The following is a 13049-nucleotide window of genomic DNA, read 5'->3' as shown; positions in this document are numbered from 1 at the left end:
ATGAGCGGCGGTCCGACCCCCGCGGTCACGCCGCAACAGACGCCCACGCGGCGCAGTCGAGGCAGGTCCTCGTTCCGCCCCGACATCCAGGCGTTGCGCGCGCTCGCGATCGGGTTGGTCGTCGTCAATCACCTGCGGCCGCACGGGCTGACCGGGGGATACGTCGGCGTCGACGTCTTCTTCGTCATCTCCGGCTTCCTCATCACGAGCCATCTCGTCGATCAGCTGACGAAGACGGGGCGCATCGCTCTGGGGCAGTTCTACGCCCGGCGCATCCGCCGCCTCCTCCCGGCGGCCCTGCTGGTGCTCGCCGCCACCGCCGCGCTCGTGGCCGTGTTCCTGCCGTACCCGCGGTGGCAGCGCAACGCGATCGAGATCCTCGCGAGTGCGGGGTACGTCGAGAACTGGGCCCTCGCGGGCTTCTCGGTGAACTACTCCGCGCTGAACGACTCCGCCAGCGCCGTGCAGCACTACTGGTCGCTGTCGGTCGAGGAGCAGTTCTACCTGCTCTGGCCGCTGGTTCTGCTGGGAGCCGCTGCGCTGACGGCGCGCTTCGCCGCGACCACGCTGCGGCGGGCGGTGATCGTCGCGGTGGTCGCCGTCGGCGTCCTCTCGCTCGGCGCGAGCGTCTGGTTCACGATGGTCATGCCCAGTCAGGCGTACTTCGTCACCTTCACGCGGGCGTGGGAGTTCGCGGCCGGAGCGGTGGTGGCCCTCACCGCCCACCGGCTGACACTCGGTCGCCGCACGCGCGGGGCGATCGTGGCGGTCGGGGCGATCGCCGTGGCCGTGTCGGCGGTCGTCTACAACGAGACGACCCCCTTCCCGGGGATCGCCGCCGTCGTCCCGGTCGTGGGCACCGCGCTCATCATCGCCGCCGGAGGGCGCGACCGCGCGTGGCACTCGATCGTGTCGGGCTCGCGTCCCGTGCAGTGGCTCGGCGGGATCTCGTACTCGCTCTACCTGTGGCATTGGCCGCTCATCGTGATCGCCCCGTTCGCCCTGTCGATGCCGCGCACGTGGATCGTCGACCTGGGCATCCTCGCCGTCGCGCTGGTGCTGAGCTGGGCGACGAAGGTGCTCGTCGAGGACCCGGGGCAGAAGTGGCGCTTCTGGGCGCAGAGCGTGCGGCGCAGCATGCTGCTCATGGTGACGGGGATCGTCGTCGTCGCGCTGGCGGCGGGTGGACTGCTCGTCGGGTACACCGTCTCGGCGGCGCGCGACTCGCCCGAGGCCGAGATCGAGGTCGGAACCTGCACCGGTCCCGCAGCGCTCGCGACCGCCGGATGCGATCCGTTCGCGGCGCCCGAAGACACGACCATGACCGCGGCGAACGAGTACTTCTACACCCCGGCCGAGTGCGGCGAGCTGCTGCCCAAGCTCAGCTACGACGGACTGCTCACCACCCGCGAGTGCGACTTCACCCCGTCGGGTGAGGCGACGGAGGACGTGTGGCTCGTCGGCGACTCGCACGCGCAGCAGTGGCAGGGGGCGATCTTCGACCTCGCCCGCGAGCGCGGCTGGGACGTGACGATCAGCTTCTACGGCGGATGCCCCGTCGCCGACGTCGATTTCGTCGGATTCCGCGGGCCCTGGGCGCCTCAGGACGCGCAGCGCTGCCGCGACTGGTCGCGCGGCGTGTCCGACGCGATCGTCGCGGAGCGCCCGGCGCGCGTGTTCACCTCGATGGCGGCCCGCGCCGACACGCTCGACGACGGGTCCGGCCGGTCGGTCGAGGAGCAGTTCACCGAGGGGCTCATCGCGGACTGGTCGGCCTGGCGCGCGGCGGGCTCCGACGTCGAGGTGCTCGCGGATCCGCCGTTGAACGGGGCCGTGCGGGATCCGGACTGCCTCGCGATCAACGGATCCGACCCCGCCGCCTGCGCGGTGCCGCGCGCGCAGGCCCAGCCCACCGATCCGCTCGTCGTCGCGGCGAACACGATGGGCGTCGACCAGGTGGGGCTGATCGACCTCACCGACCGCTTCTGCACCGACACCCAGTGCCTCGCCAGCGTGGGCGGGGTGCCGGTGTACTACGACGCCGACCACCTCAACCTCGTCTACGTGCGTCTGCTGGCCGCCGACATCGCCCGGGCGATCGACGACGGGTCTCCGACGCCCCCCGGGTAGAATCCTCATGCCGCTCCCGCGGCCCCACCGCCACGTCTTCGGAGCTCATTCTTCTCATGGATCTACTCATCGTCGGCTCCGGCTTCTACGGCCTGACCATCGCCGAGCGCGCCGCCGCCGCGGGCCGCAAGGTGACCGTCATCGACCGTCGCCACCACATCGGCGGCAACGCCTACTCGGCGGACGAGCCCGAGACGGGCATCGAGGTGCACCAGTACGGCGCCCACCTGTTCCACACGTCGAACCCGACGGTGTGGGAGTACGTCAACCGCTTCACCGACTTCACCAGCTACGTGCACCGCGTGTACACGACGCACAAGGGCGTGGTCTTCCCGCTGCCGATCAACCTCGGCACGATCAACCAGTTCTTCCAGGCCGCCTACACGCCCGACCAGGCGCGCGCCCTCGTGCATGAACTCGCGGGTGAATTCGACGCGAAGGACGCCGCGAACCTCGAGGAGAAGGGCATCGCCCTCATCGGCCGCCCCCTGTACGAGGCGTTCATCCGCGACTACACCGCGAAGCAGTGGCAGACCGACCCGAAAGACCTGCCCGCCGAGGTCATCTCGCGCCTGCCCGTGCGCTACACGTACGACAACCGCTACTTCAACGACACGTGGGAGGGTCTGCCCGTCGACGGGTACACCGCGTGGATCGAGCGCATGGCCGATCACCCGAACATCGAGGTCAAGCTGTCGACCGACTACTTCGACGAGTCGCAGCCGCTGAACAAGAAGGCGACCGTGGGTCAGGTGCCGATCGTCTACACCGGACCCGTCGACCGCTACTTCGACTACGCCGAGGGCGAGCTGTCGTGGCGCACGCTCGACTTCGAGCAGGAGGTGCTGCCGATCGGCGACTTCCAGGGCACGAGCGTGATGAATTACGCGGATGCCGATGTGCCCTACACGCGCATCCACGAGTTCAAGCACTTCCACCCCGAGCGCGCCGACCGGTACCCGACCGACAAGACGGTCGTGGTGCGCGAGTACTCGCGCTTCGCCACGCGCGAAGACGAGCCGTACTACCCGGTCAACACGGCCGACGACCGCAGCGGCCTGTTGGCCTATCGCGAGCTGGCCAAGGGCGAGAGCGACGTGTACTTCGGCGGCCGTCTCGGCACGTACCAGTACCTCGACATGCACATGGCAATCGGTTCGGCCCTGTCGATGTGGAACAACCAGCTGGCGTGAGGAGGGTTCTCGCGTCCGTCGGACTGCTGCTGATGGCAGCGGTCACGGCCGGCTGCGCCGCGACGGCGGGTCCGACGGCATCCGCAACCGCGGAATCGGGGGCCTCGGTGTCGCCCGCTCCTCGCAGCGTCTTCGTGGTGGGGGACTCGAACTCGACGGGCTTCCGCGGCACGTTCGCCACCGGGCGGCAGTCCGGCGACGCTTGGGCCTCCCGGTTGCCGGCGGGCGCGTTCGCCCCGGTCGAGGGGTGGGCCGTCGACGGGGCGACCACGGGCGCGATGCGCGCGGGCGTCGAGGCGCTCGACCCGCACGTCGACCAGCTCATCGTCATGGCGGGCACCAACGACCTCGCCACCGGGGTCGCGACCGACACCGTGCGCGAGAACCTCGCGGCCATCGCCGCGCACGTGGACGCACCCGAGGTGCTGGTGCTGGCCATCGCCCCCTTCGACGCCCTCGCCACCGAAGCGACCGCGCTGAACGCCGAGCTGCGCGCCGAGGCGACCGCTCGCGGCTGGGACTTCTTCGACCCCTGGACGGGTTCGCGCACGGCCGAGGGCACCTGGGTGCCCGCGTCGACGGTCGACGGCGTGCACGCCACCCGTGAGGGCTACGCCGCGGCGGGCGACGCCGTCGCCGCGCATCTGGGTGCCCCGTGACCACGCCCTCCGTCGACACGACCTCCCGCCGCACCGAGCGTGCGCGCCCGACGGTGGACGGTCGACGCGCCGACCTCGACGGCCTGCGGGCCTTCGCGATCCTGCTCGTGGTCGTGTACCACGTCTGGCTCGGCCGGGTCTCGGGCGGGGTCGACGTCTTCCTGCTGCTGTCGGCGTACTTCTTGACCGGGTCGTTCCTGCGGCGGGCCGGCACCCTGTCGCTCGCGACGTTGCCCTCCTTCTGGGCGCGGCGCTTCGCCCAACTGCTTCCCGCGGCCGCGCTGACGATCGCCGCCGTGCTCGCTTTCGCCGCCCTCGCCCTGCCCAGCTCGCAATGGCGAGCCGTCTGGGAGCAGGCGTGGGCGTCGTTGACGTACTGGCAGAACTGGGCGCTCACCGAGGCGGCCGTCGACTACTACGCGCGCACCGAGACCTTCCCGAGCATGCTCCAGCACTTCTGGTCGCTGTCGGTGCAGGGTCAGGTCTTCGTGCTGTGGCCCCTGCTGCTGGTCGCGGGTGCGGTGCTCGCCCGCAGGATGCAATGGTCCGTCCGCCGCGTCCTCACGATCCTCTTCGGCGCCGTGTTCGCGGTCTCGTTCGCCTACTCCGTCGTCGTGACGACGGTGGCGCAGCAGGCCGCCTACTTCGACACCTGGGCCCGACTGTGGGAGTTCGCCCTCGGCTCGCTCGCCGCGCTGATCGTGCCGCGACTTCACGTCGGTCGCGTGCTCGGCCTGGTGCTGGGGTGGGTCGGCGTCGTCGCCCTGGTCACCTGCGGACTCGTGCTCGACGTGGGCGCGGGCTTCCCCGGCGTGGCGGCGCTGTGGCCCACCCTCGCCGCCGTCGCCCTCATCGTCGCGGGTCGCGCCGAGCGTCCGGCCGGGGCGTCCGCGCTGCTCGCCTCGCGCCCCGTCACGGCGGTGGGCGGCATCGCCTACGCCCTCTACCTCGTGCACTGGCCGATCCTCGTCGCCACGATGGTGCTCGTCGACTCCACGCGCGTGTCGATCGCGGAGGGGCTGGTCGTGATCGCGCTGTCGCTCGTCGCCGCATGGCTGCTCACGCGCGGCGTCCGCGCGGTCGCGCGCGGCATCGGCACCTCCACGGCTCGCGACGCACGGCTCGTCGTGGTCTCGCTGCTCGTGGTCGCCCTTCCGCTGGCGTCGTGGCAGGCGGCATCCGCGGTGCAGGCCGCCGGCGTCAGCCCCCAGGCCAACCCGGGCGCACAGGTGCTGATGCCCTGGACCGACGCCCGGGCCGACGACGACGCCCCCCTCGCGCCGTTGGGCACGCAGCTCGAAGACGAGTGGATCGCCCTCGACGGCCCGTGCGACGACGCGTTCGCGCCGGACGACGATCGTCTCGACGGGTCGTGCGTGCAGACGGTCGTCGACCCGGCGGCCCCGACCTTCATCGCGGTGGGCGACTCGCACGCGCAGCAGTGGTTGGGCGCCCTTCTGCCGGTGCTGCAGGACGACGGCTGGAACGTCGTCGCCCTGCTCAAGGGCGGGTGCTCGCTCGCCCCCGACGAGGACGCCGACGACGAGTGCCGCGAGTGGCGCACCGCGGCCGCGGCCTACACGGTGGCCCTCCCCGCGGCCGTCGCGATGTTCATCGGCACCAAGGCCGTGCCCGAGTCCGATCAGGAGCGCGTCCCGGCGGGGCTGGGTCGCGTGATCGACGGGGTCGTCGCCTCGGGCACCGAGGTGCTGCTCATGCGCGACAACCCGCGGTTCCACGAAGACATGTACACCTGCCTGGAGCAGACCCCCGACGAGTGCGGCCGCGACCTCGCGACGGTTCAGGCACCCGCGAACCCCGCCATCGCGCTCGCGGACGATCCGCACGTCTCACTGCTCGATCTCACCGAGTACCTCTGCCCCGAGGGGCGCTGCCGGGCCGCGATCGGCAACGTGGCGGTCTACCTCGACGACAACCACCTCACCGGCACCTACGCCCGCAGTCTCGCCCCCGCCGTCCGTGCGGCTCTCGCCGAGATCCCGGGCATCCCGATCGGCTGAGGGAGCGCTCGCGTAGAATCGTGCGGATGACCCCCGCCGCCGTCGGCGCCCCCGGATCCGTGCGGCGCTCCCTCCACTCGCTGTGGTTGCTGTCGGCGCGCGATCTGCGGGTGCGCTACTCCACCAGCGCGCTGGGGTACCTCTGGTCGGTGCTCGATCCGCTCGTGATGAGCGCGATCTACTGGTTCGTCTTCACCCAGGTGTTCCACCGCACAGTCGGCGAGGAGCCCTACATCGTGTTCCTCATCACGGCGCTGCTGCCGTGGGTGTGGTTCAACTCCGCGGTGAGCGACTTCACGAAGGCGTTCAAGAAGGACGCCCGGCTCGTGCGCTCGACCTCGATCCCACGCTGGATCTGGGTCGACAGGATCGTCGTGAGCAAGGGCGTCGAATTCCTCTTCTCGCTCCCGGTGCTCGTGCTATTCGCGGTGTTCGGCGGCGCGCAGGTGTCGTGGGCCCTGCTGGCCTTCCCCCTCGCCGTTGTGCTGCAGACCGCGCTGCTGGTGGGGCTCGGTCTGATCATCGCGCCGTTGTGCGTGATGTTCGGCGATCTCGAGCGCACCACGCGTCTGGTGCTGCGAGCGCTGTTCTACGCCTCGCCGATCATCTACGGCGTGCACAACCTGCCGGGGGTCTTCGCCGACATCGCGGCGTTCAACCCGCTGTCGGGCATCTTCACCCTGTACCGCGTCGGGTTCTTCCCCGACCAGTGGGACACCCTGACCGTCGTCGTGGGCGCGGCCGTGAGCCTCGGCATCCTGGGTCTCGGTGTTCTCATCTTCCCCAAGCTCGAGCGTCCCGTGCTGAAGGAGCTGTGATGCCCGGTCCCGCGATAGAGGTGGACGGCCTCGGCGTGCGCTTCCGGCGCAACCGCCGCGGGGGCCGCTCGTTCAAAGACCTGTTCGGCGGCGCCGAGCGACGCTCGCGCCCCGACGAGTTCTGGGCCCTGCGCGACGTGTCGTTCCGCGTCGAGCCGGGGGAGTCGATCGGCGTGGTCGGGCGCAACGGCCAGGGCAAGTCGACGCTGCTGAAGCTCGTCGCCGGGGTGCTGCTGCCCGACGAGGGGCAGGTGACGGTCGAGGGGGGAGTGGCCCCGCTCATCGAGATCACCGGCGGTTTCGTCGGCGACCTCACGGTGCGCGAGAACGTGCGCCTGACGGCGGGACTGCACGGGATGCCGCGTGCCGAGGTGTCGCGCCGCTTCGACGACATGATCGACTTCGCCGAGATCGGCGACTTCGTCGACACCCCCTACAAGCACCTGTCGAACGGCATGAAGGTGCGCCTGGCGTTCTCGGTGGTGTCGCAGTTGGACGAGCCGATCCTGCTCGTCGACGAGGTGCTCGCCGTCGGCGACCGCGCGTTCCGCGAGAAGTGCTACCGACGCATCGACGAGCTGCTGGCCGCGGGGCGCACGCTGTTCTTCGTCAGCCACAACGAACGCGACCTGCGCCGCTTCTGCACACGGGGGCTGTACCTCGACAAGGGCACCCTCGTGCTCGACGCCCCGATCGCCGAGGTACTCGAGCGCTACAACGTCGACTACGCGACGGGCTGAGGCGCGAGCGGCGGCATGGGCTTCCACGACGCGTCGCGCGCGATGCGGCGCCCGTCGCGGAGTCCGCGGAACAGGTGGCTCGTGCCCTTGGCCTTGCGCTCCACCACGACCAGGCGGATGAGCTCCTTGACGAAGGTCAGCGCCGTGCCCGCGGCGAAGGGCAGCGGCCGGTACACGCCGAGCTCGCGGTAGTACTTCTGCAGGTACGCACGGTTGCGCATGATGTAGTACCGGTACGCGTCGCTCGAGGCGTTCATGTGGCGGATGCCCATGTCCCACTGCTTGATCTCGCGGGTGCGCCGCAGCACGAACTCGTTCACGATGACCGACGGCGTCTGCCGCGAGGCGAGCCAGCCGTAGAGCTGGTCGTCCCAGTAGATGAAGAAGCGGGGGTCGGGAAGGCCGATCCGCGCGACGATGTCGCGGTGGATGAACATGCCCTCGAAGCATCCGGAGTTCATCGGCTTGTACCCCGACGAGTCGAAGCCGGCGGGCGCGAAGGGGATGGGGATGGCCATCGACTCGGCCACGCGGTACTGCCAGTAGAACTCGCTGCCGTCGTAGTCGTAGCGGCGGCCCTGGATGCTGCGGAAACGCGGAGCCCAGTGCCCCATGCGCGCGAGGCCGTCGGAGACCACCTCGACGTCGTCGTCCATCAGCCAGATCCACTCGGAACCGAGTTCGTAGGCGACGCGCATGCCCTCGCTGAATCCGCCGGAACCACCCGTGTTGGTCTCGAGGCGGCGGTACACCAGCGTCGTGGGGAGGCGGTCGCGGTACGACTCGACGACCGCGGTGGTGTCGTCGGTGGACGCGTTGTCGATGACGACGAGGTGCCCGGGCGCCGGATCCATCCGCTCGATGCTGTCGAGCAGGCGGGTCAGCAGGTGCGTGCGGTTGTAGGTGACGACGACGATGGTCGCCGACGACGGGTCGAATGCGGAATCCGCAGGGATCGGGGTGGCGTCGGCGTGCGCGGTCATAGCACGCACGATCATAACCGGCCCTCCTCGGAGCCTCCCGTCGGTGAGGACGCCATGCGCTGTTCGAGGCGTTCGCGCCACGACCGCGACTGGCCCGCGCGCACCGCGCACAGCGCCAGCAGCAGCCAGCCGGCGCCGGTGAGGGTGAAGCTCTCGAACATCGACACCGTCAACAGCGCGACCAGCGTCAGCGGCGCCCACGCGTGCACGACCGAGCGGCGATCGCTCGCGACGAGCCATCCCCGCGCGAGCCCGAGCCCGCCGAGGGCGACGAACAGCAGCAGGCCCACCGCGCCGAGCTGCAGGAGCACGTCGAGGTAGGCGTTCAGTGCGGAGGCGTGCGTCTCGCCGAGGCCGAGGGGCACCAGGGCGAACGGCACGGCGTCGTTCACCCATTCGCCGAACCAGCCGAAGCCCTGCACGGGGCGCATCTCGCTCAGGTGCACCAGCCGCGCCCACAGGTCGGTGCGCAGCGTCAGATCGGCTCCGGCGCCGAGGGTGTCGACGAGAGGGGCGCGGAAGGCCCACGCGCCCGCGATCCCCACCACGACGACGGAGCCGAGCGCGGCCTGCGCTCGTCCCCTCCAGGCGGTGGGCACGCGACGCATCGTCCACAGGGCGAGGGCGGCGACCCCCGTCGCGGTGGCGACGACGATCACGGTGGGCGAGCCGCTCAGCGCCGCGAGGGCACCCGCGAGTACGACGGAGGCGATCGCCGTGGCCACGCTCACCGACTGGGTGCGGAACTCGACGAGGAAGGTGATGAGGGCGATCACCGTCACGAAGCCCAGCGCGTTGCGGGTGCCGAAGATCCCCTGCACCGGACCCAGCTCGGCGATGGCGCCCTGGATGCCGAGGAAGGGGATGGGCAGATCGAGCAGGATGCCGCTGAGCACCTCGAGCGCGAGCGAGACGCCCAGCAGCCAGCGCAGCACGTCGCCGAGAGCCCGCACGGTCTGCAGGGCGTCGCGGACGTGGCCGAGGACGACAGCGAGGAACGCGAGCGCCGCGAAGGCCGACCAGCCGCCGAGGGAGTGGGTCGCGCTCGGGCTCCAGAACACGCTCGCGCCGGCCCACGCGACCAGCAGGACGAGCGTCGTCGGGGCGAGGCGCACGAGCTCGAGCTCATCGCGACGGACGTACAGCACGGCCGCCCCCACCGCGCACAGTCCGGCGACGATGGTGGCCCAGGTGACCTCTCCCGCGACCGCGACGATGGCGTAGCGGGCGAAGACGGCGGCGAACACCGCGAGCGCGAAGGCGCGGGCGAACGCGGGCGACGACAGCGGAGGAAGCGGTCGCCGCGCGTCCGGCGCGCCGGTCACGGTGCGGGTCTCGGCAGCTCGCCGCGCTCGATCGAGATGCTCTGCTCGCTCGGTCCCACCCCGACCAGCGGGGTCTGCTTGATCTTCGCGCCGAAGAGCACCACGAACATCCAGCCCCACAGCAGGAGCGGGCCGGACTCGGTCAGGCCCTGCACCACGAGCAGTGCACCGATCAGGGTGGGCAGCAGCGTCAGGGGGGAGTGCGGGCGGTCGTCGCGCAGGTCCCAGCGCGGGCGGTCGACGGCGAAGAACCACGACCGCCACACGTACGCGAGGTACACGAGGCCGAGCAGGGCGACGCCGATCCCGCCGAGCTGCAGGAAGACGTCGAGCCACATGCTGTGCGCCTGCACGACGGTCTGGCCGTGGTCGACGATCCATCCGTCGAAGAGGGGCTCGGTGGCGATCCAGGGAGTGGAGAAGCCCCACCCGATGAACGGGTGCTGCGAGGCGCGGGCGATCACGTCGGCCCAGATGCCCTCGCGGCCGGTGAGGTCGGCTCCGCGGCCCATCACGCCGAAGAGGGCGTCGCGGCCGAACCACAGCACGGCCCCGCCGCCGAGTCCGACCGCGGCGTACAGCAGGTACCAGCGCGTGCGCTCGCCGGGGCGGCGCGCGGTGCGCATGACCAGCACCGTGCCCAGCACGAGAGCGACGAACGCCGCGGCGATGAAGGCGGTGGCCGATCCCGCCCGCACGAAGAGGAAGGCGGCGATCGCGATCCACACCCACAGCAGGGCGCGGCGCGGCGCGCCCGCGGCGATGCGCACGGCGAAGACGATGATGGCCACGAGCATCACGGCGGCCAGCAGATTCGCATTGCCGAACACGCCCTGGATGCGACCGCCGTCGAAGAGGTTGTCGCGCGACCAGTAGACGATGGGGTCCATGCGCTCGGAGGGCACCACGAACCCGGGCAGGAGCGGGCCGCGCACGATGAGCGAGACGGCGACCTCGAACAAGAGCGAGAGGCCGACGATCCACTTCGCCGCGGACGCGACAGCCCGCACGACGTCGCGCCACGTGAGCATGGCGCCGACGAAGAGTCCCTGGAACGTCGTGATGACCAGCAGGAGGAGCGTGAGGGCGGATGCCGCGGGCCAGGCGCTCCACGCGAGCGAGGCGATCGCCCACGCGACGTAGCCGAAGGCCAGCCAGGGCAGGCGTCGGACGGCGAAGGGCGGGCGCGTCACGAGCCAGACGACGGCCGAGACGACGGCCGAGGCCACGACCACCACCGCGGTGACGACCGGACCGACGGCGTTGACGAGCCCGACGCCGCCGAGGGCGAGCACGAGCACGAAGACGCACCAGGCGCGCAGCAGCAGGTGCCCCGTCGTCTCGCGCGGGGGCGCCGTCGGCACCGCCGACACCGGGTGATTCGTGTACATCGCCATGGTGATCTCAGGGTACCCGTCGGCATCCGGAGACGAGGGGGCCCGGCCGCTAGGCTGACGCCGTGCTGATCGCCCTCTCGAACACGCCCCGCGACTACGCCTGGGGGAGCCCGACGCTGCTCGCCGACCTCGAGGGCCGCGAGCCGTCGGGGGCGCCCGAGGCCGAGGTGTGGTTCGGCGACCACCCCGGTTCGCCCGCCGAGGTGCACGACGGGTCGGGGCTCACGCTGGACCGGTGGCTGCCGGCGGCCGGCGACGGGCTTCCGGCGAAGCTGCCCTACCTGCTCAAACTGCTCGCGGCCGGAGCGCCGCTGTCGATCCAGGTGCACCCCTCGAAGCAGCAGGCGGTCGAGGGCTTCGCGCGTGAGGAGAAGGCGGGGGTCGCGCGCGACGCCGCCGAGCGCAACTACAAGGACGACAACCACAAGCCCGAGGTGATCGTCGCCCTGAGCGAGACGTTCACCGCCCTCGCGGGGCTCCGCGACCTCGAGCGCACCCGCGCGCTGATCGACGTGCTGGGCGACGCGCCCGCCGTCTCGACGCTGCGCGACCACCTGTCCGCAGCCTCCGGCCCCGAGGCGCTCCGCGCGGCGATCGGCTGGGTGCTCGGAGAGGCGGATGCCGCGGACGTGGCCCAGATCGTGGATGCCGCGGCCTCCGCCTCGTCCGACGACTTCGCCGCCGAGCTGGCGCTCGTGCGCTCGCTGCACACGGCCTACCCGGCCGATCCGGGCATCGTCGTCGCCCTGCTGATGAACCTCGTGCACCTGCGCCGCGGCGAGGCGATCTTCGTGCCCGCCGGCGTGCTGCACGCCTACGTCGACGGTCTCGGCGTGGAGATCATGGCCGCGAGCGACAACGTGCTGCGCGGCGGCCTGACGCCCAAGCACATCGACGTGGACGAGCTGCTGCACCTCGTCGACTTCGCGCCTGCCGACCCGCCGTTCCTGCGCCCCGCGCCGGCGGGCCCGCAGGCGGAGGTCTTCGCGCCGGGCATCGCGGACTTCGCCCTCGGGCATCTCCTCGCCGGCGGCGAGACGGCTGCGCTGGAGCTCTCCGGTGTCGCGATCGCGGTCTGCGTCGGGGGAGAGGCGCGTGTGACGGGCTCGTCGGGCCGCAGCATCACCCTGGCCCCCGGCCAGGCCGCGCTCGTCACCCCCGACGAGACGCCGCTGACGAGCGACGGCGGTGGCGAGGTCTTCGTCGCGATGCCCGGGAGCTGAGCGCGACACGCCGAGCGCTCGTCTAAAGGTTCACGTCGGCCTTGAGGGTTTACGATCCGCGACTTGACTCTCGCGAATCACACGGGTGTAATTATGACTGCGCGACACATCGTCACAAGACGTGTCATGGGGGCGTGAACGAGGCGGAGGACGAGATGGCGACATCGCAGTACCGGTCCGGAGTCCCGGACAACTGGTTCGTTGATCCGGTCGATCTCGGCGTACCCGGCGTCCGTCGCGACATCGACGCCGTCGAAGAGAACACCCTCGCGTGGCAGACCGACGCGCTGTGCTCGCAGACCGACCCCGAGGCGTTCTTCCCCGAGAAGGGCGGCTCGACGCGTGACGCGAAGCGCATCTGCACTTCGTGCGACGTCAAGACCGAGTGCCTCGAGTACGCGCTGCAGAACGACGAGCGCTTCGGCATCTGGGGCGGCCTCAGCGAGCGCGAGCGCCGCAAGCTCAAGCGACGCGCCTGAGCGGTCGATCACCCGCCTGAGCGATCCCGTCGGCGACGGCGCGGCGTCCTCGATCGTCCGCGACCGCGCTTAGGCTGATCC

General features: G+C 71.0%; 11 protein-coding genes. 8 read left to right on the top strand and 3 right to left on the bottom strand.

Annotation, left to right across the window (positions count from 1 at the left end; all coding sequences use genetic code 11):
* From RWH43_RS01495 to RWH43_RS01470, 6 genes are read left to right on the top strand one after another with little or no spacing between them, the layout of a single operon-like run.
* Positions 1-2130, top strand: a complete 2130-nt coding sequence (locus RWH43_RS01495) for an acyltransferase family protein (RefSeq protein WP_316000479.1) — start codon at positions 1-3, stop codon at positions 2128-2130.
* A gap of 56 nt (positions 2131-2186) precedes the next feature.
* Positions 2187-3323: a UDP-galactopyranose mutase gene (gene glf, locus RWH43_RS01490; protein ID WP_154096032.1), complete on the top strand. Its 1137-nt coding sequence runs from the start codon at positions 2187-2189 to the stop codon at positions 3321-3323.
* Positions 3320-3982, top strand: a complete 663-nt coding sequence (locus tag RWH43_RS01485) for an SGNH/GDSL hydrolase family protein (protein WP_316000478.1) — start codon at positions 3320-3322, stop codon at positions 3980-3982. The genes glf and RWH43_RS01485 overlap by 4 nt, the downstream gene beginning before the upstream one ends.
* A complete protein-coding gene (locus RWH43_RS01480) occupies positions 3979-6003 on the top strand; it encodes an acyltransferase family protein (protein ID WP_316000477.1) in 2025 nt (674 codons plus the stop codon). Before RWH43_RS01485 ends, RWH43_RS01480 begins: the two co-directional genes overlap by 4 nt.
* Positions 6004-6029: 26 nt before the next feature.
* The gene (locus RWH43_RS01475; RefSeq protein WP_307209708.1) at positions 6030-6821 is read left to right on the top strand and encodes an ABC transporter permease; all 792 of its coding nucleotides are present in this window, start codon (positions 6030-6032) and stop codon (positions 6819-6821) included.
* Complete coding sequence (locus RWH43_RS01470; RefSeq protein WP_316000476.1) at positions 6821-7561, top strand: ABC transporter ATP-binding protein; 741 nt, start codon at positions 6821-6823, stop codon at positions 7559-7561. Before RWH43_RS01475 ends, RWH43_RS01470 begins: the two co-directional genes overlap by 1 nt.
* On the opposite strand, the gene RWH43_RS01465 is transcribed toward RWH43_RS01470, so the two are convergent.
* The 3 genes from RWH43_RS01465 to RWH43_RS01455 are packed head-to-tail and all read right to left on the bottom strand — an operon-like array spanning position 7546 to position 11266.
* Positions 7546-8559 carry a glycosyltransferase family 2 protein gene (locus RWH43_RS01465; protein WP_316000475.1) on the bottom strand — a complete coding sequence of 338 codons (1014 nt, stop codon included), beginning with the start codon at positions 8557-8559 and terminating at the stop codon, positions 7546-7548. The two genes, RWH43_RS01470 and RWH43_RS01465, sit on opposite strands and share 16 nt — an antisense overlap.
* Positions 8556-9869 (bottom strand): O-antigen ligase family protein, encoded by a 1314-nt coding sequence (locus tag RWH43_RS01460; protein ID WP_316000474.1) that lies wholly within the window; start codon positions 9867-9869, stop codon positions 8556-8558. Before RWH43_RS01460 ends, RWH43_RS01465 begins: the two co-directional genes overlap by 4 nt.
* The gene (locus tag RWH43_RS01455) at positions 9866-11266 is read right to left on the bottom strand and encodes an O-antigen ligase family protein (RefSeq protein ID WP_316000473.1); all 1401 of its coding nucleotides are present in this window, start codon (positions 11264-11266) and stop codon (positions 9866-9868) included. The genes RWH43_RS01460 and RWH43_RS01455 overlap by 4 nt, the downstream gene beginning before the upstream one ends.
* A 62-nt stretch (positions 11267-11328) precedes the next feature.
* Here RWH43_RS01455 and manA point away from each other — a divergent pair, with 62 nt between their 5' ends.
* Positions 11329-12489 carry a mannose-6-phosphate isomerase, class I gene (gene manA, locus RWH43_RS01450; protein ID WP_316000472.1) on the top strand — a complete coding sequence of 387 codons (1161 nt, stop codon included), beginning with the start codon at positions 11329-11331 and terminating at the stop codon, positions 12487-12489.
* 155 nt (positions 12490-12644) lie between these two features.
* The gene (locus RWH43_RS01445) at positions 12645-12968 is read left to right on the top strand and encodes a WhiB family transcriptional regulator (protein ID WP_144828863.1); all 324 of its coding nucleotides are present in this window, start codon (positions 12645-12647) and stop codon (positions 12966-12968) included.
* Positions 12969-13049 lie beyond the last annotated feature (81 nt).

Source organism: Microbacterium algihabitans (genome assembly GCF_032464975.1).
Taxonomy (GTDB): domain Bacteria; phylum Actinomycetota; class Actinomycetes; order Actinomycetales; family Microbacteriaceae; genus Microbacterium; species Microbacterium algihabitans.
This window is presented reverse-complemented; position numbering and strand designations above follow the sequence as displayed.